The sequence below is a fragment of the Pseudomonas sp. LP_7_YM genome (assembly GCF_004364435.1).
In the GTDB taxonomy this organism is placed as follows: domain Bacteria; phylum Pseudomonadota; class Gammaproteobacteria; order Pseudomonadales; family Pseudomonadaceae; genus Aquipseudomonas.
In genome coordinates, this window is the sequence record NZ_SOCT01000018.1 from 1 (window position 1) to 24,536 (window position 24,536).

The window sequence follows — 24,536 nt, forward strand, 5'->3', positions numbered from 1 at the left end:
ACTTCGAAGGCACCTTAGCTGCCTGACCGTCATCATCTTGTTGAGCTGCCGCAATCGCCGAATAGGAAAGGCTGACGGTGTCTTTCTTTCCCACGTCATCTGCCACTTCTCCCGAAGCGGCCACTGCGCCAGATGCTCCGGAGGCTGGCGTTTTAGTCGGGGAAACTGCGATAAGAGCCTGCGCGTGAGATGCTCCGTTAATATTCATGAGTATTCCTTGAGTGATTCGGCGTCAAACAACATCGACTACAGATGTTAGTAATGAGTTGCGGATTAGGCAAAGCCAGGTGATTCACGAGCAATATGAATTCTAAGCTTCAACAAATCAATACCTGGTCACACAAACAATAAACAACTTACAGCTCATTGATAATAAGCAGCACAGATAACAACTTCTGAAACTTTATCTCCCTATTATTGCGACGTTTCAAGCCAAGCCGACGCCAAATAAAAAGGCACCTCACGGTGCCTTTGGGCTTTGGGGCGTTACGCTACGGACTCAGCGCCCCATCAGGCGCGCCAGCCCTGCAGATAGCGGCGTCGGTTCCGGGACCTTGAAGCGTGCGAGCAGGCGCCGGTTGTCAGCCCGGGAGTGTTTGATGTCTCCGGAACGCGCGGGCAGATGCGTCACGGGCGGTAGCTTGCCGACTACACTGCCAAAGGCCGCCAGCAGCTCGTTCAATGAGGTGGTGGCATTCAGGCCGACATTGACCGCACCCTCATCAACGACAGGCAGCTCGAAGCCCTGAACCACGATATCCACGAGATCTTCAACGTAAAAAAAATCCCGCGTCTGCTCACCGTCCCCGAAAATCGAAATGGGTAGCCCCTTCTCGGCGCGTTCGGCAAAAATGCTGATCACCCCGGAATACGGCGAAGAAGGGTCCTGACGAGGTCCAAAAATGTTGAAGAAGCGAAATATCACTGGCTCCAGGCCATGCTGGCGTCGGTAAAAATCCAGGTAGTGCTCACTGGCCAGTTTGTCCGAGGCGTACGGCGTCAGCGGGGCTTTGGGCGTGTCTTCGGTGATGGCTTCGCCTTCGCCATTGTTGCCGTACACGGCAGCGCTGGAGGCAAACACCACGCGTTTGATGCCTGCCTGACGCATGGCCTCGCAGACGTTCAACGTGCCGATGAAATTACTCTGGTGGGTCTTGACCGGATCATCCACCGAAGCTTGTACCGAGGCCACAGCCGCCAGATGCGCGACTGCCTGACAACCCCTTGCTGCCTGCGCTACCAATGCGGCATCGGCCACGTCGCCCTCGATCAGTTCGACCCCAGGGTTGTCCAGCGGCAGGTTGCTGCGCTTACCGGCAGACAAGTCGTCGAGCACGCGCACTGCGTAGCCTTTGGCAAGCAGCGCGTCGACCAGATGCGAACCGATGAAACCGGCGCCGCCGGTGATGAGGACAGGAGCATCAGACATGACGGTAATAGCGGTCCAGTAAGCTTGGCAAACCGGCACGCCATGCGCGGGGTTTGATACCAAAAGTGTGAAGGATTTTCTTGCACGCCAGCACGGCATTCTGCGGCTCTTCGGCCACGTCGGGGCTGGCGGCATGGGCCTGGGCAGTCGGCGCTTCGATGGCCAGGGGGCGCATCGGACGTGCCTCGGTGAGAACTGCCTGCCCCAGCGCCAGCGGCGTCGTGGCCTCGTGGCCGGCGTAGTGATATGTGCCCCACAGCGGCGCGGCACAATCGAGTTGCTTGAGCACAGAAATGATCACCCGTGCGGCGTCATCGACAGGCGTTGGGTTGCCACGGCGATCATCGGCCAGCAACAGTTCTCCGGGGGTCTGTGCGCGGGTCAGGAAGCGCCCGAGCACACCATCAGCGCTGTCGTCGAGCAGCCAGCCGAAGCGCAACAGCACGTGTTGCGGGCAGGTGGCGCGCACGCTCTGTTCTATGCGCCACAGCGCCTGACCACGAGAGCCCAGCGGGACAGGTTCGTCCTTTTCGCTGTAGGCAGTCGCCCGTGAGCCGTCGAATACCCGGTAGCTGGAAGGCTGGACCAGAACAATGTTGTGGTGCTGGCATAGCTCAGCCAGGCGCCCAACGGAATGCTCCTGGGCGTCCAGCTTTTGCGCGCTTACCCTTTGCGCCTGAAACCAGTCGAAGTAGTAAGCAAGGTTGATCAAGGCATCCGGGCGGGTGTCATCGAGCAGTTGCGTCAGGCTTGCCGCATCCCACCCGTCTTGCGGTGGACGCGGTGCGAGGAAGCCAATGTCCTCCTCGGCACCCAGACGAATCAACGCCTGCCCAAGGGCATTCCCGCCGCCCAACAGCATAAGGCGCATTCGCATAGAGTCAGCAGGCTCGGTCTTGGAATTCAATTGGAAAAATAGGTGAAAAACGGTCGCAAACATAACACGTTGTAGGCGTTTCGCCCAATAACCCGCCCTTGAGACCGCCGCCGATCACCGGCCCTTGCATCCCCTGACGTCCACCCTCATAAACAGAGGCATGAACCTACCCCAGACGCTTACCCAAGGGCTCGACGGCTTTCATCCAGCCGTCAGCGCCTGGTTCGGCCAGACCTTCCCGGCGGTTACCGCTGCTCAGGCCCAGGCGTGGCCGTTGATCAAGCGCCGTCAATCGACCTTGATCGCCGCGCCCACCGGTTCCGGTAAAACCCTGACCGCGTTCCTGGCGGTGATCGATGATCTGGTCCATCAGGGTCTGGAGATGGGAGGCAAGCTGCCGGATCAGACTCTGGTGATTTACATCTCGCCGCTCAAGGCGCTGTCCAACGACATCCAGATCAACCTGCAAAACCCGCTTGCCGGCATCACCGCACAGCTCGAACAGCAGGGCCTGCCGGGGTTGCGCATCAGTACCGCCGTGCGCACCGGTGATACCCCGCAGAAAGAGCGCAATGCGATGCGCAAGACGGCGCCGCACATTCTGGTCACCACCCCGGAATCGCTGTATGTGCTGCTGGGTTCCGATTCCGGTCGGCGCATGCTGTCGAGCACGCAAACGGTAATCGTCGATGAAATCCATGCCATCGCCGGCAGCAAGCGCGGCAGTCATCTGGCGCTGAGCCTGGAGCGGTTGCAGGCATTGTGTAACACGCCGCTGTTGCGCATCGGGCTCTCGGCCACGCAAAAGCCCATCGAGCGGGTGTCGCGTTTCCTGGTGGGCAGCGATCCGGTCAGCCGGCCTTGCGCCATCGTCGATATCGGCCATGCACGACCGCGAGACCTGGCCATTGAAGTGCCTCCCGTGCCGCTGACGGCGGTCATGTCCAATGATGTCTGGCAACTGGTGTACGACCGTCTCGCAGAACTCGCGCGCGAACACCGCACCACGCTGATCTTCGTCAACACCCGGCGTTTGGCCGAGCGCATGGCGCGCTTTTTGAGCGAGCGTCTGGGCAAGGAAGCGGTGGCAGCGCACCACGGCAGCCTGGCCAAGGAACAGCGGCTGGATGCCGAGCAGCGGCTTAAACGCGGCGATCTGCAGGTGCTGATCGCCACCGCCTCACTGGAATTGGGTATTGATATCGGCGATGTCGATCTGGTTTGTCAGATCAGTTCGCCGCGCTCCATCGCAGCATTCCTGCAACGTGTCGGACGTTCCGGCCACCATGTGGGTGGCACGCCAAAGGGCCGACTATTCGCCATCTCCCGCGATGATCTGATCGAGTGCGCAGCCTTACTCGATTGCGTACGCCGTGGCGAACTCGACACCTTGCTGATCCCCAAGGCACCGCTGGATGTGGTAGCGCAGCAGATCATTGCCGAGGTCAGTTGTCAGGAGTGGGAAGAACAGGCGCTACTAACTATGTTTCGCAAGGCGTCGCCCTATGCCGAACTCGACGAAGGCCATTATCAGGCCCTGTTGAGCATGCTTGCCGAAGGCTACAGCGGGCGCCAGGGCGTGCGCGCGGCTTATCTGCATCGCGACGCCTTGACCCGTACGCTGCGGGGAAGGCGTGGCAGCAAACTGACTGCCGTCACCAGCGGCGGCACAATCCCGGACAATGCCGACTACAGCGTGGTTCTTGAACCGCAAGCGCTGAACATCGGCACGGTCAATGAAGACTTTGCAGTGGAAAGCCTCGCCGGCGACATCTTCCAGCTGGGCAACACCTCGTACCGGATTCTACGCATCGAATCGGGACGTGTGCGGGTCGAAGACGCGCAAGGCATGCCGCCGAATATTCCGTTCTGGATGGGCGAAGCGCCGGGGCGCAGCGATGAACTGTCATTTGCAGTGGCACGCTTGCAGGCCGATATCGATCAGCGGCTTGGCGAGCATCCGGGCAATCTGCGGCCCTGCGTTGACTGGCTGATGACCACGTTGGGCCTGGGTCTGGACAGCGCCGAGCAGTTGGTAGAATACCTGGCGCGAGCGCGCTCTGCCCTCGGCGCTTTGCCATCGCAGGATACGCTGGTGATGGAGCGCTTCTTCGATGAGTCCGGCGGTACGCAACTGGTGATCCACACGCCGTTCGGCAGTCGCATCAACCGCGCCTGGGGCCTGGCGCTGCGCAAGCGCTTCTGTCGCACCTTTAATTTCGAACTGCAGGCCGCTGCCAGCGAAGATGCCATCGTACTGTCGCTGTCCACCAGCCACAGCTTTGCGCTGGATGAAGTCTGGCGTTACCTGCATTCCAACAGCGCCGAGCACATCCTGACTCAAGCGGTACTGGATGCGCCGTTGTTCAACGTGCGCTGGCGGTGGAACGCTGGGGTTGCGCTGGCCCTGCCGCGTTACGCGGGCGGCCGGAAAGTCGCGCCACAACTGCAACGCATGAAAAGCGAAGACCTGATCGCGACGGTATTTCCGGACCAGATCGCCTGCCTGGAAAACCTGGTCGGCGAACGCGAAGTGCCCGAGCATCCATTGGTCGAACAGACCCTGGATGACTGCCTGCACGAAGCCATGGACGCCGAGGGCTGGCTGGCCCTGTTGCGGCGCATGGAAACAGGCGAGGTACGCCTGGTCGCCCGCGACCTGCCTGCACCCTCCCCGCTGGCGGCGGAAATTCTCAACGCCAAACCTTACACCTTCCTTGACGATGCGCCGCTGGAAGAACGTCGCACTCAAGCTGTGCTTAATCGCCGCTGGAGCGACCCGGAGTCGACCGACGATCTGGGCGCGCTGGACGCTGAGGCCATCGTTGCGGTGGCTGACGAAGCCTGGCCGCAGCCGCAGAACATCGACGAAATGCACGAGGCGTTGATGAGTCTGGGCTGTATCAGCGGCTCGGAGGCACGTGACCAAAGTGACTGGATGAAGTGGCTGGAGAGCCTGGCCCGTTCCGGGCGCGCCACACGTCTGCAAGTCATGCCTGAACAGGCGCTGTGGATTGCTCTGGAGCGCTTGGCCTGCCTGCAGGCGGTTTACCCGGCAGCTGAAATGCATCCGCCCCTGGTCGTGTTGCCGGGCTTCGATGAAGCCTGGAGCGAAGACGATGCCCAGGTTGAAATCGTCCGCGCCCGTCTGAGCGGCTTCGGGCCTTTGACCTTGCCGGACATCGCCCAGCCGCTGGGGCTGGCTCCCCTTGATGTCGCTCAGGCATTGGCCCGGCTGGAAAGCGAAGGTTATGTGCTGCGCGGCCGTTTCAGCCCCGGCGCCAGCGAAGAGCAATGGTGTGAACGGCATCTGCTGTCGCGCATTCATCGCTACACGGTCAAGCGCCTGCGTCGGGAAATCGAGCCTGTCTCCCTGCAGGATTTCATGCGTTTTCTATTCGACTGGCAGCACCTGTCTGCCTCGACACAGAACCAGGGCAAAGCGGCATTGCCGCAAGTCGTCGATCAGTTGGAAGGCTTTTCGGCAGCAGCGGGCGCATGGGACAGCGATATTCTGCCGGCGCGGCTGAAGGATTACTCCCAGAACTGGCTGGATGATCTGTGCCGGTCCGGCAAAGTGGTGTGGATGCGTCTGACCAATCGCAGCAAAGTGGGCAGCGCTGCGTTGCGCAGTACGCCCATCGTTTTGCTACCCCGCTCGCAGGTGCGCCTATGGAGCGGCCTGACCGAACAACCGGAGCCCACCGAATTGTCTTTGCGTGCCCAACGGGTTCATGAAGTGCTGGCGACCCAGGGCGCGATGTTCTTCGATGAACTGACGGGCGAAGCCCATCTGCTACGCGCCGAACTGGAGAACGCCTTGCAGGAACTGGTCGGCGCAGGCCTGGTGAACGCCGACAGCTTTGCCGGACTGCGCGCCCTGATTACCCCCGCCAGCAAGCGCGCTACCCACACCAGGCGGCGCAATCGCGGGGCGTTCATTGGAGGCATGGACGACGCGGGACGCTGGGCCTTGTTGCGTCGAGCGCCTGCTGCCGACACCACATCGCCGCGACGGCTGGACAGCGATACGCTGGAGCACATCGCCATGACGTTGCTGCGTCGCTATGGCGTGGTGTTCTGGCGCCTGCTGGAGCGCGAAGCGGACTGGCTGCCGAGCTGGCGCGAGTTGCTGCGCACTTTTCATCGTCTGGAAGCGCGAGGTGACATTCGTGGCGGGCGATTCATTGCCGGGCTTGCGGGCGAGCAGTTCGCTCTGCCAGAGGCGATTCCTGTACTCAGAGAGGTTCGTAAACGGCTTCTGGACGGCAGTCTGATCGGGGTGAGTGGTGTCGATCCGCTGAACCTGGCGGGCACTTTGCTGCCGGGCGCAAAGGTCGCGGCGGTGGTGGGCAATCGGTTGGTGTATCGCGACGGCGTACCCATCGCGGCAATCGTGGCGGGTAAGCCCCAGTATTGGGGCGAGCTGGACGCCGGGATGATGCTGCAGGTACGAGACCGATTGTTCAGATAACCGCATCCCGTGATCGATATCAATCTAGTGAGCCGGCTTGCTCGCGAAGGTGCTGTGTCAGTCACCGATTTGGTGTCTGAACCCATGCGTTCGCGAGCAAGCTCATGCCTATAGAACCCTTAGCGATCAATAAGTCCTAGGTTCGAACGGGGCTTTCCGAGCCATCCTTATTGACCAGAGTTGCCTTCCCAGGAATCGGTTGCTGCGTCCCCCCTTCGTCCGTAAGCGGCGCCTGCCCGTTGTGCGGGCTCATGACCAGCTGTGGATAAGTCTGCGCGAATCTCACGTCGTCGGACTTATCCACAAGGCGCTTGAGCTTGTCATTGAACGCGCGGCTCACTGCGTACTGCCCGCCCGACGACGTACGGAATTGCGCAGTGATGACGATGCCATTCATGTCCATACGGTCCAGGCCAAACACCTCCAGCGGCCCTTGCAACTTGCTCGCCAGCAGGAAGTCGTCACTGATCGCTTGCCCGGCTTCGCGGATCAGCGAAGTTGCCGAATCCACATCCGAGTCGTAGGTGAACTGGAACGAGAAGAACGCGTAGGCAAATTGCCGGGACTGGTTGGTCACCGCCTTGATCTGACCGAACGGCACCGAATGCACGAAACCCTTGCCGTCACGCAGACGCAGCGTGCGAATGGTCAGGCTTTCCACCGTACCGGCATGGCCGGAATCGAGCACCACCCAGTCGCCGATGGAAATCGTGTCCTCGATGATGATGAACAGCCCGGTGATCACGTCCTGAACCAGTTGCTGCGAACCGAAACCGATGGCCAGACCGACGACACCAGCACCGGCCAACAGGGGCGCCACATTGATCCCGAGATTGGCCATGGTGGTGATCGTACAAATCACCACCAAAATGATTTTCATCGCGTTACGCAGCAGCGGCAGGATGGTCTTGACCCGAGTACTGGGCTGACGCGAGGAGCGATGGTTAGTGGGCGGCTTCAACGCTTCCTGAATAGCGGTGTCCATCACCACCCACAGCAGCCAGGTCACCAGAAAAATCATCCCGATGCTGCTCAGCGAATCACTGATCACTTTGCCCAACGCGTTGCGCTGGGCAAACTCGAACATCGAAAAGCCCCAGATCCTGCCCAGCACTTCAATGAACCCTACCGCCAGGGCGATGCGCAGCACGGCATGCAGCAGGCTAAGCAAACGCTCTTTGTAAACACTTGAACTGTGGGCTTCGGCGGGCTTGAGCATGTGCTGGAACAGCGTGCTGAGAAACACCGCCCCGATCAGCAATACCGTGGTGAGAATGGCGCAGCGCAACGCCTCCTGACTGTCCTCGCCTGCCCCGACCAGATTGACGGCCGAGACCAGAATCATCAGCAGAATCGGCAGATGCCAGAGGCTCGAAAAAACCTTCAACGTCTGCTGCACTGCCGGGCGAGCCAGCCGAGCGGCCAGCGGGCGATTGCGGATCAGATGCGCCACGGGGCGACGCATGCGAATCACCACCATGCAGAACATGACCGAGGCCATCAGCCCGGTAAACGCGGCCACACTGGTGGTCACGTTGCCGCCCAACTGCCGGGCAATCTGCGGGCTGGTGAGCGCATCACTCAACGCCGCGAAAAAGCCGACGATGAACAGCGGATGCGGCGCGTACTCACGAATGATGCGAACCGCAGGCCGCTTGTGTCCGGCGTTGAACAGCATGACCAATGACATCAGCACCGAAGTCGAAAAAATGCCGCTGCTGGTGGAGTACGCCAGGCACAGCGCCAGCGCCCGGCCAACGGATATCGGTATGAAATGACTGACATACAGTGTCAGCGGCAGACAGATCAGCGCCGCAACGGTGAACGGCAGCACATAGCCCAGCACGCCTTGGATCCGGCCGTACTTTTGCAGCAGCTGATACCGGGACACACGCTTGGCGATAAGCACACCCACCCGGTTGAGGATCAGGAATGCGCCGATCCAGACGAACGAAAGGACCAGAAAGTCCCCGGCCATAGCCCAAGCCGAGCGAGAGGACGGTTTGTTGACCAGGGCGTCCAGTTCATCGGCGGCGCGGTCAGCTCGCAAGCGCCACGAGTCGAGCAAATGGCCATTCAGATCCAGCTTGTCTTGCACGCTATCGATGCTGGAACTGATGGCGCCGAGCAAGCCCCCCTTGACCAGAATCTCAGGTTTGGCGGGCTCGGTGGCCGGTGGCGGGTCAGCCGGTGCGCTTGATTGTGCGGTACTGGCCGCAGGCGCATCAGCCGCTTGGACGGTGAAACTACCGAAACAGAGCATCACACACAGCAGCAGGACAGATTTGAAGTTCGACAAAACGCAGGTCACTCCTTTCAGTCATGAGGGACGGCGGAATCAATGCCCAGAGAAACTGATCGATATTCGCCCCGCAAGTTCGCCTGCACCGCAAAGCTGAATACATATCGGTGTGCCGCGAGCGACGTACGCAGCACTCACGGATGCCACTTGACGCTGGAGAACGATCGTTCTACCGTAAGCGCCATGAGCACACAGACCCACGATACCCGCGAAAAAATTCTCGCGACCGCCGAGCAACTCATCTACCAGAACGGGATTCATGCCACGGGTATGGACCTGTTGGTGAAGACTTCGGGCGTCGCCAGGAAAAGCATCTACCGCCACTTCGCAACCAAGGACGAAATCGCTGCTGCGGCGCTCAATGCCCGGGATGTGCGCTGGATGCAGTGGTTCAAGACCGAATCCGACAAGGCTGGCACACCTCGCGAGCGCATCCTGAATATGTTCGCCGTACTCAAAAACTGGTTCGAATCAGAGGGCTTTTGCGGCTGCGCTTTCATCAATACAGCCGGAGAGGTTGGCGATCCGAATGACCCGATTCGGCTGATCGCCAAACTGCACAAACAGAAGTTGCTCGACTACACCGTTGAGCTGACCAAGCAACTGAACATCGAGCAACCGACAGCACTGGCCAGACAGTTGCTGATTCTGATGGAAGGCGCGATCACCACCGCCCGCGTGATGGGCGACTACAGCGCCGCCGACAGCGCAAGAGACATTGCGCAGCTGTTGTTGAATCAGGTTTCACCCTAAAAGCCTGAGCTTTACTAACGCTTTATTCGACAATCCGTAATTTGCCTGGAGGCTCCGCCATGTCCAACGCCCAGACTCGCCCGCCACTTCCCCCCTTCACTCGCGAAACGGCCATCGAAAAAATCCGCCTGGCCGAAGATGGCTGGAACAGCCGAGACCCGGAAAAAGTATCCCTGGCCTATACCCTCCACACCCAATGGCGCAACCGCGCCGAGTTCGCCAGCAATCGCGAAGAGGCCAAGGGATTTCTGACTCGTAAATGGAAAAAGGAACTCGACTATCGCCTGATCAAAGAGCTGTGGGCCTTCACCGACAATCGCATTGCGGTGCGCTACGCCTACGAATGGCATGACGATTCAGGAAACTGGTTCCGCTCGTACGGTAACGAAAACTGGGAGTTCGCCGAGGACGGTTTGATGCACCGCCGATTCGCTTGCATCAACGACATGCCAATCAAGGAGTCGGAGCGCAAATTCCACTGGCCGTTGGGGCGCCGTCCCGATGACCATCCAGGTTTATCTGAGCTGGGACTGTAGACACAACGAATGCTCAATCACCGCTATGGCTGGAACCGGACCGTTGCGAGGTTGACAACTGTGGCTGGCGCGTCAACGCACGGGCGGCGGACTGAAACGACCTTGCTCCAAAGAGCGCACATCGTTGCCCATCGCATCGCGTGCGTTCAGGTCTGCGCCCTTGGCTGCCAAAGCGTCAAGAATGTCCTTGCGCTGAAACAACGCAGCGTACATGGCAGCCGTCTGGCCTGAATGATTGCGTTCATCAGTGGCGCAGTCGGCGTTGACCAACCGGCGTGCGATGCTGACTTCACCTTTGAAAATGGCGCCCATCAGCGCGGTGTTGCCACGCTTGTCCTGGCTACACGCATTGGCACCGGCGTGCAGCAGTTGCTCCACAGCAGCCTGTTGGCCGTGATAGGCCGCAAGGATCAACGCCGTATAGCCGTTTTCATCGCGCGTGTCCAAGTCATAGTGAGCATCGATGAAAGCGCCCAGCCGATCGGTGCTGCCCTCACGAGCGGCCTCGAAATACAACGCCTGGAGTTGCTGGCGAGTGTCGGGAGAAGGGATGTCATCAGCCATGACGGTTGAAGCCAGCATGGCTGACAGCATCCCAAGGATGAGATTTCGCATAGTCTTTTCCTTGGAGAAGATCACCGGCCGTGGTTACACGGCCGGTGAACGCAGGGGTCAGTCCTGAAGGTTGGCGGCCAATTGCTTGACCTTGGCCAAATCACCTTTGGCGACTTTGGTCACGCCCGTCCCATAGGCGGGGTCGGCTTTGTAGAGGTACGAAAGCATGATGTTCTTGCTTTCAGTATCCGTATCGGCGAGGGACTCACCAAAGCTGTTGATCAGGTCCTGCTGCTCCTTGGGCGAGTAAGAGCGGTACAGGTCACCGGCCTGCTTGAAGTTCTGCTCGCGCTGGATCTTCGCCTGCTGGGTCTTGCCGCTTACGGCCATCTGGCTGTAACGCGCATTGTCATCGGCAGGTCGTGGATTCAGGCGACTCGGCTCGTAATTCACGCTACCGGTAGTGTGGCCGCTATTGAGCGCACCGTCCTGATTGCCATTGTTGACCGTCACCAGTGGACGGTTAACAGGCAGGCTCAAGCCGTTGGCGCCAAGGCGATACATCTGCGTATCGGCGTAGGAGAACACCCGACCTTGCAACAGCCTGTCCTCGGAAGGCTCGATGCCCGGCACGACGTTGGACGGTGCCATGGCCACCTGCTCGGTTTCCTGGAAGAAGTTGTCCACGTTCTTGTTCAGCACCATCTGGCCGATCTTCTGCTCCGGCACGTCAGGCCAGATCTTGGTAGCGTCCAGCGGATCGAAAGCGAACTTGGCCAGGTCTTCAGGCTTAAGCACCTGGATGTACAGGTCCCACTTGGGGTAGTCGCCCTTGTCGATGGCAGTGACCAGATCGTGAGTCATGTGGGCGTAGTCCTTGCCCTGGGTTTGCACCACTTGGGCCGGGTCCAGGTTTTTCAGACCTTGCAGACTCTTCCAGTGGAATTTCACGTAGTGCACTTCGCCCTTGGCGTTAACCAGCTTGTAAGCATGTACGCCGTTGCCGTCCATGAAGCGGTAGCCCGCTGGGGTGCCTTCATTGGAGTACAGTTGCGTGAGGGTACGCGTGGCTTCCGGGACGTGAGAGAAGAAATCGAAACGACGCGAGTCATTGTCCAGGTTGGTGCGCGGATCTGGCTTGAACGCGTGAACCATGTCCGGGAATTTGATCGCGTCGCGGATGAAGAAAGTCGGGAAGTTGTTCCCTACCAAATCCCAGTTGCCGTCGGCGGTATAGAACTTGGTGGCGAAACCGCGAGGGTCGCGCAGGGTTTCTGGAGAATGGTTGCCGTGAACCACCGCAGAGAAACGCACGAAAACCGGCGTATGGGTGCCAGGGGTGAACACCTTTGCCTTGCTCAAATCGCTGATGTTGCTGGAGGCGACGAACTCACCGTGTACGCCCGTGCCGCGAGCATGCACGACGCGCTCCGGGATTCGCTCACGATCAAAGCGTTGGAGTTTCTGCAGCAACTGCACGTCTTGCAGCAGGGCCGGCCCATTGGCGCCAGCAGTCTGCGAATTCTGGTTATCACCCACCGCGGCACCATTGTCGCGAGTCAACGTGTCAGCAAAGGCTGATGGCAACAACATACTCAGGGCCAGCATGCTGACCGCGTACCCGGATAAGCTTCTGTTTTTCATGGTAAATCCCTCACGGTTCTTATGATGTGTACAGGTCCCTAACCCTAGTGGCGAGAACCGCGAGTACCAAATTGGATGAGCCTATAGGGGCGATAGAGGAATATATGAACGGGGTCGCCCACACAATGCAGGGCAGGCCAGCCGGGACCTGTAGCGTACGAGCAGGATTCATTACGGGAGAGCGGATTTAGGAAAGCTGATGAGATGTGAGAGGCCGCTGTGGAGTGGTGTGAACCATAAGCAAAGGGAGAAGCCACTTCGGATGATGGAGAATTACACCGTTCTGTGGCTTCAAAGCGCCGGTGCTGACGGCTATTTCAGAATATTTTTTCAGCCAAGAAATACAAAACCCCCGCAGAGCGGGGGTCTCAGGTCTAAACCTTACAAAATAGTCCTAGTTTATAGATTATAAACAAACTACATCTATTATCAGGTCGGCACAAACAGAGGATTATGTCCGAATTGCATATGTTGCATGTTCGCAGCTTCGAAAATCTGTACCTCGGTACCCGTCCGCATCCCCGGCAAACTGTTAGAAAGTATGTTGATGTTGTACATAATTGAACATCTCGATGCAGGCAGCGTGAAATTTATAACTGCGTGATACATCGGTTCAACCTGCCCTTCTGTCAACCTAGTCAGCAAAGATCCCGGAATAACAATAGCTTGATCCCTGCTCAACTCTACCAAGCACTCTTGATCATTTTTGTACACGACAAGACCAGAGCCGTTGGGCTTGATGATGGTCAATAGGTGGCCATCCTCATGTTTATTTTGCAAATATTTATTACCCTGCAATCGCAAATCTTCACGATAATGATTGAACTGCAGGTAAGAATCATTTTTTATAGAAAGCTTGGTTTCGTATCCGTAATACTCCCGAATTGCATCCAAAATTCCTTGTCCATATTTCTCTGCTTGTGTCTCGTAGCGCTCCGCACGCGCATAAAATTCACTTCTACTGAACTCCCATTGCTTATGTTCAGTTTTGTGTTTCCCCCAGTAATTGAAAGTTTCGCACAAATCAGAATTTACCACCGACTCGAGATAAGAATAACCTACAGGATAGAACCCGTCCGTGCGCTCAACAAAACTGAATGTCTTCCGAACAGTTGTTGAAATATTTTTTATTTCATCTTGCATCGACTTGAAATCAGCCATCATTGAAGGTGATACAGTAATGATCGCATAGCCTTCTTTAATAATATCATTGGCCCACTGCTTAAAGTGGTAGAGGAGTAAGATTGTTGTTCACAATCAAAAAGAGTTCAGAGGCGGAAGGTAATTTGCTTTCGCCTGGCAGTGCTTGATTAGCAGACATAAAGCTCTCCGAGATCCATTATGATTAGTTTTTTAACTTCATAGTGCGAATACGCCATTTTCTTACGGCTTCAGCTTCAAACTCTGTTACTACCATTCCCGCGACTATCAGGCATGCACCTACGAGATTTACTACTCCTAGCCTGTCACCTCCTAGAAAGTACCCAAAAACCCCACCAAACACTGGTTCCAACACTAGAATCAGAGCAATTCTTGCTGGTGGCGAGGCTATCTGCGCCTTCGTTTGAATGAAATAAGCGGCCGCCGTGCCTATGACGCCGATGATGAGTACGGCGGACATGACTGATCCAGAAGCAGGAATCTGGAAGCCTCCGTCCATGACGGACCATAATAAAGAGAGCACGCCTACGACCGCGATTTGAACAAAAGCCAAAACTGCCGCCTCTACTTTTTTGCTAACTTCAGACAAGACAATGATGTGCAGAGCTGTAAATATTGCGCATACCAGCACCAACAAATCACCCACATGAATTTCCAGACCTCGAAGCGTCAGCATACCCAGTCCCGTTGTAGCAATAGCGCCTCCTAAAGCCTGGCTAAAGGTTGGCCTGGCTTTCAAAATCAGGAGAGAAAATATCGGCGTAAAAACTATGGCAAGGCCTGTAATAAAACTAGCATTGGAAGCCGTTGTATATTTAATACCACTTGTTTGAAATGCAAATGCGCAAAAAAGTGCAACCCCAACAGCCCCCGCCTGGAGATAATCAGATAGGGATGTACTCACTAACCGAGCATACACAAAGGGAAGCATGACAACTGCGCCAGTAATGAACCTGAGCGCATTGAAGGAAGGAGCAGTTACCTCCTGCAATGCTATATGGATAGCGACGAATGACCATCCCCAGAGAGCGGTTATAAGTACAAGCGCAAGAGCCCAATATTTTGCGTTCATTCGATATTTCCTCCTTTGTTAAGAAGAAAAATACCTGACATGGAAAACAAAATCCCTAATATTTTATAAGTTGTAAGCGATTCGGCAAACAGAATATTCCCACCTAAACAAACTAAGACGGCACTTCCAGATGCCCACACAGCATAAACAGTACTGATATCGATTGATTTTGCGGCAATACTCATTAAGTAAATGGCAGCCGTGTAGAAAAAGATTGTCAGCAGCGAGGGGGTAAGTTTAGAAAAACCATGTGAGTATTTTAGGGCCATCGTACCGCCGAGTTCAGCTGCAGAACTCAGGATAATCATTAGCCAAGGTGAGGACGCTACTATCATAACAACTCCTGCCACAATGCTTATACCGAGCATTGAGAAAAGGTTGTTTGTAGCGGTACCTGCAACCAAAATTAGCCAATCAATCCGTAAACGGCAACATTTTGCCCATCTTTTTTTAGATCTTTTGGTTATACAACACTCCAATTAAATATATTGAACTTTTGTCTTGTATTGCTGCCTCCCGACACTCAGCACCGACATGAAGTCCCGCAGGCGTCTACTTCGTGTGAGCACAGGAACTCCGTAGAAGCGCAGCGCGCTGCCCAGTCGATGTCAGATTTGAGGCGTAATGCGGGAGTCGGGTGCGCTCATCAATCCACGAAACATAGCGCTCACCTGATTTCATCACAAACCGTTGCGCGCGCAGCATACCCACCCTCAAACACCATAATCCTGTCAAGGTAACTGAGTAGCTCTTTCTGAGGCCGTCAAGCACAACTGGCGTGTAATAAAAAAGCCCTGACTCATCAGGGCTTTAATAGTGAATCTTTACGTTTTAATCGAACGTCCATTCTAGAACGGAATATCGTCATCGAAACTGTCGAAATCAGGCGCTGGCTGAGGAGCTGGCTGCGGAGCGGGGCGCGACTCACGCTGCGGCTGAGATTGCGGCTGAGGGGCAGCCTGCGGACGAGACTGCTGTGGACGAGGTGCGGAGTTCTGATAACCGCCACCACCCTGCCCCTGTTGAGCGTCACCTTGGGGACGGCCACCTAGCAGCTGCATCGTGCCCTGCATGTCAACGACGATTTCAGTGGTGTAACGCTTGATACCGTCTTTTTCCCACTCGCGGGTTTGTAGCTTGCCTTCGATGTAGACCTGCGAACCTTTACGCAGGTATTCGCCAGCGATCTCTGCGACCTTGCCGAACATCGAAACGCGGTGCCATTCGGTCTTTTCGACTTTCTGACCGGTTTGCTTGTCGGTCCACTGTTCGCTCGTCGCCAGACTCAGATTGGTCACAGCGTTACCGTTAGGCAAGTAGCGAACTTCGGGATCCTGGCCACATGTTCCGACCAATATGACTTTGTTAACCCCACGGGCCATAACGTTCTCCTAGGCTTCACACGTTTCCGACGCTGGATTGACCACTTCGTCGAAAGACGCCCGATCCAACAGTTCTTTGTCAAATTTGATATAGATAGCCGCTTCATCGGCCACCACAACTGCGTCTGTTACTCCACGTACGGCCAACACACGATCAGCCAGGCCAAGGTCGCGTTGAGCATCGGGCGACAACGGTAAGCGAAGGCTGGTCACGTACGGAGGTTCGCGCATGGTAACAGCAAATGCGAGCCAGAGTGCGGCCAGCCCGGCCCCGCCGAGGAAGACGACGCTCAGGCCTCCATGCTGAAACAGCCAGCCACCCAGGATGCCGCCAGCCGCAGAGCCAAGGAACTGGCTGGTGGAGTAGATCCCCATCGCCGTGCCTTTACCGCCTGCCGGAGACACCTTGCTGATCAGCGAAGGCAGAGAGGCCTCCAGTAGATTGAATGCTGTAAAAAAGACCACCGTGCCAATTACCAGCGCCCGAAGCGTGTTGCCGAACTCCCAGAAGAATAGCTCAGTGAGCATCAGCACCAACACGGCCCCTAACAATATCCGCTTCATCTGCCGCTTCTTCTCGCCGTAAATGATGAAAGGGATCATCGCGAAGAAAGAGATCAGCAGCGCTGTCAGGTAGACCCACCAGTGTTGCTCCTTGGGCAAGCCGGCTTTTTCGACCAGAGCCAACGGCAACGCCACGAAACTGGACATCAGCATCGCGTGCAACGCAAAGATACCCAAATCCAGGCGCAGCAGATCAGGATGGCGAAGCGTCGCTCCCAGCGCTTGGCGCGCGAGCCCCGATTCGCGGTGCTGCAGAGTCACCGTCGACTTGGGCACCACAAAAGCGACGATAACGATGCCAATCAGTGCCATGGCTCCGGTGGCCAGGAACAGGCCCGACAAGCCGAACGCGCTGGTGAGAATGGGGCCGACCACCATGGCAATGGCGAACGACACACCAATGGTCATGCCAATCATCGCCATGGCTTTGGTGCGGTGCTGTTCGCGCGTAAGGTCAGACAGCAATGCCATGACCGCCGCCGAAATAGCGCCAGCGCCCTGCAGAGTCCGCCCGGCGATCACGCCCCAGATCGATGTCGACTGCGCAGCCAGCACGCTGCCGAGCGCAAACACCACCAATCCCAGGTAAATGACCGGACGACGACCGATACGGTCGGAAATGATGCCGAATGGAATCTGCAGCACGGCCTGGGTCAAGCCGTAGGCACCGATTGCCAGACCGATAAGTGCCGGGCTCGCGCCCGCCAGATCCATGCCGTAGGTAGCCAGTACCGGCAGAACCATGAACATACCAAGCATCCGGAATGCGAACACCAGCGCCAGACCGCCCGCGGCGCGGGTTTCACTGCCACTCATGCGCTCGCTGTGAGAATCGTACATGGAAGAACCTCATGTGAACCGGCGGCGATTCTACCAGTCCCATCGATGTACAGCACATACGACGCTTTGCCGCGCATCGCGAGAAATTTCTTTTTCACAGATGAGGCAGAGCGCTTCTCAATAGTGTGCATCCATCCAGTATTTGGCCGTATACTTCTGCGTTTTGACGCCCGCCGTGCGAGGCCACCTTGGACAAGATCCTGATTCGTGGGGCTCGAACCCACAACCTGAAAAACATCGACCTTACCCTGCCACGCGACAAGCTGATCGTCATAACAGGGCTCTCCGGTTCCGGCAAATCATCGCTGGCATTCGACACGCTGTACGCCGAAGGGCAGCGCCGCTACGTCGAATCGCTGTCAGCCTATGCACGTCAGTTCTTGTCGATGATGGAAAAGCCCGACGTGGATACCATCGAAGGCCTGTCGCCGGCGATTTCCATTGAGCAAAAATCGACATCCCACAACCCGCGTTCGACGGTGGGGACCATCACCGAGATCTACGACTACCTGCGCCTCTTGTACGCGCGAGTAGGCCAGCCACGTTGCCCTGATCACGATATTCCCCTGGAAGCGCAGACCGTCAGTCAGATGGTCGATCTGGTGCTCGCCGAACCTGAGGGTAGCAAGCTGATGCTGCTCGCCCCTGTCATCCGTGAGCGCAAGGGCGAGCATCTGGCCGTGTTCGAAGAACTGCGTGCGCAAGGCTTCGTACGTGCGCGCGTCAACGGCAAGCTGTGCGAACTCGACGAGCTGCCGAAGCTGGATAAGCAGAAAAAGCACTCCATCGACGTGGTTGTGGACCGCTTCAAAGTGCGCTCCGACCTGCAGCAGCGTCTGGCTGAGTCTTTTGAGACGGCATTGAAACTGGCCGATGGCATTGCACTGGTGGCTCCGATGGATGACGAGCCGGGCGAAGAAATGATCTTCTCCGCGCGCTTTGCTTGCCCTATCTGTGGTCACGCCATCAGCGAGCTGGAACCCAAGCTGTTTTCGTTCAACAACCCGGCAGGCGCATGCCCGACGTGCGACGGCCTGGGCGTAAAGCAGTTCTTCGACATCAAACGACTGGTTAACGGTGAGCTTACGCTGGCCGAAGGTGCCATACGTGGCTGGGACCGGCGCAACGTTTATTACTTCCAGATGCTGGGCTCGCTGGCGAAGCACTACGGGTTCGGTCTTGAAGTGCCTTTCAAGCAATTGCCCGCCGAGCAGCAGAAAATCCTGCTCAACGGCAGCGGCAGTCAGAACGTCGATTTCCGTTATCTGAACGACCGTGGCGACATCGTCAAGCGCGCGCATCCTTTCGAAGGAATCGTTCCGAACCTAGAGCGCCGCTACCGCGAGACCGAATCAACCACGGTACGTGAAGAACTGGCCAAATTCCTGAGCACTCAGCCCTGCCCTGATTGCCGTGGCACCCGCCTGCGTCGCGAAGCACGACACGTGTGGGTGGGCGAGAAAACGCTGCCGGCTGTGACTAATCTGCCTATCGGTGATGCTACGGAGTATTTCGGCGAACTGAAACTCACTGGGCGCCGCGGCGAAATCGCGGACAAGATCCTCAAGGAGATCCGTGAGCGCCTGCAGTTCCTGGTTAACGTTGGCCTGGACTACCTGACGCTGGACCGCAGTGCAGACACCCTGTCTGGCGGTGAAGCCCAGCGTATCCGTCTCGCAAGCCAGATCGGCGCGGGCCTGGTTGGGGTGATGTATATCCTTGACGAACCGTCCATTGGCTTGCATCAACGTGACAACGATCGACTGCTGGACACCCTCCGCCACCTGCGCGATATCGGGAATACGGTGATCGTCGTCGAGCACGACGAGGACGCGATTCGCCTGGCAGACTACGTTGTGGACATCGGTCCCGGTGCCGGCGTGCACGGCGGCAGCATCGTTGCTGAAGGTACTCCGCAAGAGGTCATGGACCACCCTGATTCGCTGACCGGCAAATATCTATCCGGTCGAGTGAAAATCGAAGTACCGGCTAAACGTACCCCGCGCAACAAGAAGCTATCTCTTAAACTCAAAGGCGCGCGCGGCAACAATCTGCGTAACGTCGATCTGGAAATCCCGATCGGGTTGCTGACCTGCGTAACGGGGGTTTCCGGCTCGGGTAAATCAACACTGATCAACAACACATTGTTCCCGCTCAGCGCCACGGCACTCAACGGAGCAACCACGCTGGAAGCTGCAACGCACGACAGCATTGACGGTCTGCAGCATCTGGATAAAGTAGTCGATATCGATCAGAGCCCCATTGGTCGAACTCCGCGCTCCAATCCAGCGACTTATACGGGGCTGTTCACACCGATCCGTGAATTGTTCGCTGGCGTGCCTGAATCGCGCTCTCGTGGCTATGGTCCGGGGCGCTTCTCTTTTAATGTCAAAGGGGGTCGTTGCGAGGCGTGTCAGGGCGATGGCCTGATCAAGGTAGAGATGCACTTTCTGCCGGATATCTACGTCCCATGTGACGTCTGCAAGAGCAAGCGCTACAACCGTGAAACCCTTGAGATCAAGTACAAGGGTAAAAGCGTCCACGAAGTCCTGGAGATGACCATTGAAGAGGCACGCGCTTTCTTCGATGCCGTTCCTGCGCTAGCGCGCAAGCTGCAAACCCTGATGGATGTAGGCCTGTCCTATATCAAACTCGGGCAGTCAGCCACGACGTTGTCAGGGGGCGAAGCGCAACGGGTGAAACTCTCCCGCGAGCTGTCAAAGCGCGATACCGGCAAGACGCTGTACATCTTGGACGAACCCACGACCGGTCTGCACTTTGCGGATATTCAGCAACTGCTGGACGTTCTGCATCGCCTGCGCGATCACGGCAATACAGTAGTGGTGATCGAGCATAACCTTGATGTGATCAAGACCGCAGACTGGCTGGTGGATCTTGGCCCTGAAGGTGGCTCAAAAGGTGGGCAGATCATTGCAACCGGCACTCCTGAGCAGGTCGCCGATATGAAGCAGTCCTACACCGGCCACTACCTCAAACCGCTTTTGGAGCGTGATCGCGCTTGATTCACAGAATGTAAAAAGCCCCTGCCACGGTTACCGTGGCAGGGGCTTTTTATTGGAGCGAAATCAGAGCTGTGATTGGAGGTAGTTCTGCAAACCAATGGATTTGATCAGGCCAACCTGCTTTTCGAGCCAATAGGTATGGTCTTCCTCAGTGTCGGCCAGTTGCAGGCGCAAAATATCGCGACTGATGTAATCCTTGTGTTGCTCGCAAAGGGCAATACCTTTGCAAAGCGCGGCACGGACCTTGTACTCCAGGCGAAGGTCGCTGGCGAGCATCCCAGGAACCGTGGTACCGACATCAAGGTCGTCTGGCCGCATACGTGGCGTACCTTCAAGCAGAAGAATTCGACGCATTAACGCATCTGCGTGTTGCGCCTCTTCTTCCATCTCATGGTTGATACGCTCATAGAGTTTGCTGAAACCCCAATCTTCATACATGCGCGAATGAACGAAATACTGGTCGCGCGCAGCCAGTTCGCCGGTCAGCAGCGTGTTGAGGTAATCGATGACGTCCGGGTGGCCTTGCATAACCGTAAATCTCCTTCTTGAAAGCGGGTAGTTTGAACCAACATCTGAAGAAGATCACCGCCTAAAAGACAGAAAAGACGAGAAACAGCACGATTCTCTTACATTATGTGCCGAAAAACGCTGTAAATGAGGAGGGTTCTCTTTATCACTAAGAATTAGCGCAATAATCATGCGGAGTACCTGATAACGCGTTGTGTTCCGCCAAAAGTTACAGGCACAAAAAACCGGGCACTAGGCCCGGTTCTTTGTGAAGACTGATGTCTTACTCAGCGGCTTCTACAGAGCCACTGACAGGACGATCGACCAACTCGACGTACGCCATAGGCGCGTTGTCGCCAGCGCGGAAGCCGCACTTCAGGATACGCAGGTAGCCACCCTCACGGGTTGCATAGCGCTTGCCCAGATCATTAAACAGCTTGCCGACCATTTCTTTCGAACGAGTACGGTCGAAAGCCAGACGACGGTTAGCAACGCTGTCGATCTTGGCCAAGGTGATCAGCGGCTCGGCAACGCGGCGCAGTTCCTTGGCTTTCGGCAGGGTAGTTTTGATCAGCTCGTGCTCGAACAGCGACACCGCCATGTTCTGGAACATAGCCTTGCGGTGAGAGCTGGTACGGCTCAGGTGACGTCCACTTTTACGATGACGCATGGTTCATTCCTTACCAAACACAACGTTCGGTGATTACGACGATCAGGCAGTCGCCTTGTCGTCCTTCTTAAGACTTGCAGGCGGCCAGTTGTCGAGGCGCATGCCGAGGGAGAGACCACGAGAAGCCAGAACGTCCTTGATTTCAGTCAAGGATTTCTTGCCCAGGTTCGGAGTCTTCAACAGTTCTACTTCGGTGCGCTGGATCAGATCACCGATGTAATAAATGTTCTCCGCCTTAAGGCAGTTGGCCGAACGTACGGTCAGCTCCAAATCGTCAACCGGACGAAGCAGGATCGGATCGATCTCGTCTTCCTGTTCGACTACAACGGGCTCACTGTCACCTTTGAGGTCGACGAACGCAGCCAACTGCTGTTGCAGAATGGTTGCCGCACGACGAATAGCCTCTTCAGGATCAAGAGTACCGTTGGTTTCCAGATCAATAACCAGTTTGTCCAGGTTGGTACGCTGTTCGACACGGGCGTTTTCAACCACGTATGCGATACGACGAACCGGACTGAACGAAGAATCGAGCTGCAAACGACCAATGCTGCGGCTTTCGTCTTCGTCGCTCTGACGCGAGTCTGCTGGCTCATAACCGCGACCACGAGCTACAACGAGCTTCATGTTCAGGGCGCCGTTAGACGCCAGGTTAGCGATTACGTGATCGGGGTTAACGATCTCGACATCATGATCCAGCTGAATATCGGCAGCGGTAACCACCCCCGAACCCTTCTTCGACAAGGTCAGCGTAACTTCGTCTCGACCGTGCAGCTTGATAGCAAGACCTTTAAGGTTCAACAGGATTTCAATGACGTCTTCCTGTACACCTTCGATGGCGCTGTACTCATGGAGTACACCGTCAATCTCGGCCTCGACTACTGCACAGCCGGGCATGGAGGACAACAGGATGCGGCGCAGCGCGTTGCCCAGGGTATGGCCGAAACCACGCTCGAGAGGCTCGAGAGTGATTTTGGCGCGGGTTGGACTGACAACCTGCACGTCAATGTGACGGGGTGTCAGGAACTCATTTACCGAAATCTGCATGGATGCACCTATTTTCTAGCCCTTACTTGGAGTAGAGCTCGACAATCAGGCTTTCGTTGATGTCGGCGGACAGATCACTGCGAGCTGGAACGTTCTTGAAAACGCCAGATTTTTTCTCAGTGTCTACTTCTACCCATTCTACGCGGCCACGTTGGGCACACAGATCGAGAGCCTGGACGATACGCAGCTGGTTCTTTGCTTTTTCGCGAATAGCGACCACATCACCAGCACGAACCTGGTAGGACGGAACGTTAACGGTTTTGCCGTTTACGCTTACCGACTTGTGCGATACCAGCTGACGCGATTCGGCACGCGTGGAACCGAAGCCCATACGGTATACAACGTTGTCCAGACGGCATTCGAGCAACTGCAGCAGGTTCTCACCAGTAGCGCCTTTCTTGCCGGCAGCTTCTTTGTAGTAACCGCTGAACTGACGCTCGAGAACGCCATATATACGACGGACTTTTTGCTTCTCACGAAGCTGAGTACCGTAGTCGGACTGGCGACCGCGGCGTTGGCCGTGGATACCAGGTGCTGCTTCAATGTTGCACTTCGATTCGATCGCGCGCACGCCGCTCTTCAGGAAGAGATCGGTGCCTTCGCGACGAGCGAGTTTGCATTTTGGACCAATGTAACGAGCCATTCTTTACAATCTCCTGGATTACACGCGGCGCTTCTTCGGCGGACGGCACCCGTTATGCGGGATTGGCGTCACGTCGGTGATGCTGGCGATCTTGTAGCCACAGCCGTTCAAAGCACGGACAGCGGATTCACGACCTGGACCTGGACCCTTGACGTTAACGTCGAGGTTTTTCAGGCCGTATTCCAGCGCAGCTTGACCAGCACGCTCAGCAGCTACTTGAGCAGCAAACGGGGTGGACTTACGGGAACCGCGGAAACCCGAACCACCGGAGGTAGCCCAGGAAAGAGCGTTGCCTTGACGGTCGGTAATGGTCACGATGGTGTTGTTAAAAGAAGCATGGATGTGAGCGATGCCATCAACCACTGTCTTTTTAACTTTTTTACGAGGACGAGCAGCAGGTTTTGCCATGATTTAATTCCTGTCGATTCGCTGGGGCGATTACTTGCGGATCGGCTTACGCGGACCTTTACGGGTACGCGCGTTGGTCTTGGTACGCTGACCGCGCACTGGAAGACCGCGACGATGACGCAGACCGCGGTAGCAACCGAGGTCCATCAAGCGCTTGATTTTCATGTTGATTTCGCGACGCAGGTCACCTTCAGTGGTGAACTTCGCGACTTCGCCACGCAGCTGTTCAATCTGCTCATCGCTCAGATCTTTGATCTTCACCCCCGGGTTGACCCCGGTGGTAGCACAGATTTTCTGTGCAGTCGTGCGACCAACACCATAGATATAGGTCAGCGAGATAACAGTATGCTTGTTATCTGGAATGTTAACGCCTGCAATACGGGCCATTCAGTGGGACTCCAATTGACAGCTACCTACGCCCCGGAAGCCAAGAAATAGGGCGCGAGATAATATCGCTGTAATAACAAATAATCAACCCAGCAGCGCACTAGCTGCTGGGTTTTTAGCACAGATCACACTCAGCCTTGGCGCTGTTTGTGACGTGGTTCCGCGCTGCAAATTACTCGAACAACACCTTCGCGGCGAATAATCTTGCAGTTACGGCATAGCTTTTTCACCGATGCACGAACTTTCATCACCAACTCCTCGAACC

General features: G+C 56.5%; 22 protein-coding genes. 4 read left to right on the forward strand and 18 right to left on the reverse strand.

The genetic code is table 11. From position 1 onward, the window contains the following. From EC915_RS25040 to EC915_RS23320, 3 genes are all read right to left on the reverse strand, one after another. On the reverse strand, nt 1-208 hold a 208-nt coding region (locus EC915_RS25040), incomplete at its 3' end, for a hypothetical protein (RefSeq protein ID WP_218568095.1). Between the two features lie 291 nt (nt 209-499). Then, the gene (locus tag EC915_RS23315) at nt 500-1,429 is read right to left on the reverse strand and encodes an NAD-dependent epimerase/dehydratase family protein (protein WP_133752866.1); all 930 of its coding nucleotides are present in this window, start codon (nt 1,427-1,429) and stop codon (nt 500-502) included. Beyond that, nucleotides 1,422-2,306 carry a sugar nucleotide-binding protein gene (locus tag EC915_RS23320; protein ID WP_133752867.1) on the reverse strand — a complete coding sequence of 295 codons (885 nt, stop codon included), beginning with the start codon at nt 2,304-2,306 and terminating at the stop codon, nt 1,422-1,424. Before EC915_RS23320 ends, EC915_RS23315 begins: the two co-directional genes overlap by 8 nt. A gap of 160 nt (nt 2,307-2,466) precedes the next feature. Here EC915_RS23320 and EC915_RS23325 point away from each other — a divergent pair, with 160 nt between their 5' ends. Beyond that, the gene (locus EC915_RS23325; RefSeq protein WP_133752868.1) at nt 2,467-6,780 is read left to right on the forward strand and encodes a DNA glycosylase AlkZ-like family protein; all 4,314 of its coding nucleotides are present in this window, start codon (nt 2,467-2,469) and stop codon (nt 6,778-6,780) included. A gap of 136 nt (nt 6,781-6,916) precedes the next feature. On the opposite strand, the gene EC915_RS23330 is transcribed toward EC915_RS23325, so the two are convergent. Then, nucleotides 6,917-9,043 (reverse strand): mechanosensitive ion channel family protein, encoded by a 2,127-nt coding sequence (locus EC915_RS23330; protein ID WP_133752899.1) that lies wholly within the window; start codon nt 9,041-9,043, stop codon nt 6,917-6,919. A 222-nt stretch (nt 9,044-9,265) separates the two neighbouring features. Between EC915_RS23330 and EC915_RS23335 the strand changes: the two genes are divergently transcribed. Next, a complete protein-coding gene (locus tag EC915_RS23335) occupies nt 9,266-9,835 on the forward strand; it encodes a TetR/AcrR family transcriptional regulator (RefSeq protein WP_133752869.1) in 570 nt (189 codons plus the stop codon). Between the two features lie 59 nt (nt 9,836-9,894). After that, a complete protein-coding gene (locus EC915_RS23340) occupies nt 9,895-10,371 on the forward strand; it encodes a nuclear transport factor 2 family protein (protein ID WP_133752870.1) in 477 nt (158 codons plus the stop codon). Nucleotides 10,372-10,443: 72 nt separating this feature from the next. Here EC915_RS23340 and EC915_RS23345 read toward each other — a convergent pair whose 3' ends face one another. The 7 genes from EC915_RS23345 to EC915_RS23375 form a co-directional block, all read right to left on the reverse strand. Then, nucleotides 10,444-10,986, reverse strand: a complete 543-nt coding sequence (locus EC915_RS23345; protein ID WP_133752871.1) for an ankyrin repeat domain-containing protein — start codon at nt 10,984-10,986, stop codon at nt 10,444-10,446. Between the two features lie 57 nt (nt 10,987-11,043). After that, complete coding sequence (katB, locus tag EC915_RS23350; RefSeq protein WP_256658820.1) at nt 11,044-12,534, reverse strand: catalase KatB; 1,491 nt, start codon at nt 12,532-12,534, stop codon at nt 11,044-11,046. 465 nt (nt 12,535-12,999) lie between these two features. Continuing rightward, nucleotides 13,000-13,734, reverse strand: a complete 735-nt coding sequence (locus EC915_RS23355) for a hypothetical protein (RefSeq protein WP_218568096.1) — start codon at nt 13,732-13,734, stop codon at nt 13,000-13,002. A 181-nt stretch (nt 13,735-13,915) separates the two neighbouring features. Continuing rightward, nucleotides 13,916-14,803 (reverse strand): DMT family transporter, encoded by an 888-nt coding sequence (locus EC915_RS23360; RefSeq protein ID WP_133752873.1) that lies wholly within the window; start codon nt 14,801-14,803, stop codon nt 13,916-13,918. Further along, a complete protein-coding gene (locus tag EC915_RS23365) occupies nt 14,800-15,138 on the reverse strand; it encodes a multidrug efflux SMR transporter (protein ID WP_166651067.1) in 339 nt (112 codons plus the stop codon). Before EC915_RS23365 ends, EC915_RS23360 begins: the two co-directional genes overlap by 4 nt. A 513-nt stretch (nt 15,139-15,651) precedes the next feature. After that, entirely contained in the window at nt 15,652-16,185 is a 534-nt protein-coding gene (locus EC915_RS23370) for a single-stranded DNA-binding protein (protein ID WP_133752875.1), read from the reverse strand. A gap of 9 nt (nt 16,186-16,194) precedes the next feature. Then, nucleotides 16,195-17,589 (reverse strand): MFS transporter, encoded by a 1,395-nt coding sequence (locus tag EC915_RS23375; protein WP_133752876.1) that lies wholly within the window; start codon nt 17,587-17,589, stop codon nt 16,195-16,197. A gap of 188 nt (nt 17,590-17,777) precedes the next feature. Here EC915_RS23375 and uvrA point away from each other — a divergent pair, with 188 nt between their 5' ends. Next, on the forward strand, nt 17,778-20,612 hold the full coding sequence (uvrA, locus tag EC915_RS23380; RefSeq protein WP_133752877.1) for an excinuclease ABC subunit UvrA: 2,835 nt from the start codon (nt 17,778-17,780) through the stop codon (nt 20,610-20,612). 63 nt (nt 20,613-20,675) lie between these two features. Here the strand turns inward: uvrA and bfr are convergent, their stop codons facing one another. From bfr to rpmJ, 7 genes are all read right to left on the reverse strand, one after another. Then, complete coding sequence (bfr, locus tag EC915_RS23385) at nt 20,676-21,140, reverse strand: bacterioferritin (RefSeq protein WP_133752878.1); 465 nt, start codon at nt 21,138-21,140, stop codon at nt 20,676-20,678. Nucleotides 21,141-21,402: 262 nt separating this feature from the next. Further along, nucleotides 21,403-21,789 carry a 50S ribosomal protein L17 gene (gene rplQ / locus EC915_RS23390; protein ID WP_133752879.1) on the reverse strand — a complete coding sequence of 129 codons (387 nt, stop codon included), beginning with the start codon at nt 21,787-21,789 and terminating at the stop codon, nt 21,403-21,405. Nucleotides 21,790-21,831: 42 nt separating this feature from the next. Further along, nucleotides 21,832-22,833, reverse strand: coding sequence for a DNA-directed RNA polymerase subunit alpha (gene rpoA, locus EC915_RS23395; RefSeq protein ID WP_007970428.1), 1,002 nt, complete (start codon nt 22,831-22,833; stop codon nt 21,832-21,834). 22 nt (nt 22,834-22,855) lie between these two features. After that, entirely contained in the window at nt 22,856-23,476 is a 621-nt protein-coding gene (gene rpsD / locus EC915_RS23400) for a 30S ribosomal protein S4 (protein WP_002555465.1), read from the reverse strand. Nucleotides 23,477-23,494: 18 nt separating this feature from the next. Beyond that, nucleotides 23,495-23,884, reverse strand: coding sequence for a 30S ribosomal protein S11 (gene rpsK, locus EC915_RS23405; protein WP_002555466.1), 390 nt, complete (start codon nt 23,882-23,884; stop codon nt 23,495-23,497). Nucleotides 23,885-23,914: 30 nt separating this feature from the next. Beyond that, the gene (gene rpsM, locus EC915_RS23410) at nt 23,915-24,271 is read right to left on the reverse strand and encodes a 30S ribosomal protein S13 (protein ID WP_133752880.1); all 357 of its coding nucleotides are present in this window, start codon (nt 24,269-24,271) and stop codon (nt 23,915-23,917) included. 131 nt (nt 24,272-24,402) lie between these two features. Beyond that, entirely contained in the window at nt 24,403-24,519 is a 117-nt protein-coding gene (gene rpmJ, locus EC915_RS23415; RefSeq protein WP_002555468.1) for a 50S ribosomal protein L36, read from the reverse strand. Between the last annotated feature and the right edge of the window lie 17 nt (nt 24,520-24,536).

Coding starts and splice junctions, on each gene's coding strand:
- EC915_RS23315 (WP_133752866.1), bottom strand. CDS start 1,429: ATGTCTGATGCTCCTGTCCTCATCACCGGCGGCGCCGGTTTCATCGGT.
- EC915_RS23320 (WP_133752867.1), bottom strand. CDS start 2,306: ATGCGAATGCGCCTTATGCTGTTGGGCGGCGGGAATGCCCTTGGGCAG.
- EC915_RS23325 (WP_133752868.1), top strand. CDS start 2,467: ATGAACCTACCCCAGACGCTTACCCAAGGGCTCGACGGCTTTCATCCA.
- EC915_RS23330 (WP_133752899.1), bottom strand. CDS start 9,043: ATGCTCTGTTTCGGTAGTTTCACCGTCCAAGCGGCTGATGCGCCTGCG.
- EC915_RS23335 (WP_133752869.1), top strand. CDS start 9,266: ATGAGCACACAGACCCACGATACCCGCGAAAAAATTCTCGCGACCGCC.
- EC915_RS23340 (WP_133752870.1), top strand. CDS start 9,895: ATGTCCAACGCCCAGACTCGCCCGCCACTTCCCCCCTTCACTCGCGAA.
- EC915_RS23345 (WP_133752871.1), bottom strand. CDS start 10,986: ATGCGAAATCTCATCCTTGGGATGCTGTCAGCCATGCTGGCTTCAACC.
- katB (WP_256658820.1), bottom strand. CDS start 12,534: ATGCTGGCCCTGAGTATGTTGTTGCCATCAGCCTTTGCTGACACGTTG.
- EC915_RS23355 (WP_218568096.1), bottom strand. CDS start 13,734: ATGATGGCTGATTTCAAGTCGATGCAAGATGAAATAAAAAATATTTCA.
- EC915_RS23360 (WP_133752873.1), bottom strand. CDS start 14,803: ATGAACGCAAAATATTGGGCTCTTGCGCTTGTACTTATAACCGCTCTC.
- EC915_RS23365 (WP_166651067.1), bottom strand. CDS start 15,138: ATGATAGTAGCGTCCTCACCTTGGCTAATGATTATCCTGAGTTCTGCA.
- EC915_RS23370 (WP_133752875.1), bottom strand. CDS start 16,185: ATGGCCCGTGGGGTTAACAAAGTCATATTGGTCGGAACATGTGGCCAG.
- EC915_RS23375 (WP_133752876.1), bottom strand. CDS start 17,589: ATGTACGATTCTCACAGCGAGCGCATGAGTGGCAGTGAAACCCGCGCC.
- bfr (WP_133752878.1), bottom strand. CDS start 21,140: ATGCAAGGCCACCCGGACGTCATCGATTACCTCAACACGCTGCTGACC.
- rplQ (WP_133752879.1), bottom strand. CDS start 21,789: ATGCGTCATCGTAAAAGTGGACGTCACCTGAGCCGTACCAGCTCTCAC.
- rpoA (WP_007970428.1), bottom strand. CDS start 22,833: ATGCAGATTTCGGTAAATGAGTTCCTGACACCCCGTCACATTGACGTG.
- rpsD (WP_002555465.1), bottom strand. CDS start 23,476: ATGGCTCGTTACATTGGTCCAAAATGCAAACTCGCTCGTCGCGAAGGC.
- rpsK (WP_002555466.1), bottom strand. CDS start 23,884: ATGGCAAAACCTGCTGCTCGTCCTCGTAAAAAAGTTAAAAAGACAGTG.
- rpsM (WP_133752880.1), bottom strand. CDS start 24,271: ATGGCCCGTATTGCAGGCGTTAACATTCCAGATAACAAGCATACTGTT.
- rpmJ (WP_002555468.1), bottom strand. CDS start 24,519: ATGAAAGTTCGTGCATCGGTGAAAAAGCTATGCCGTAACTGCAAGATT.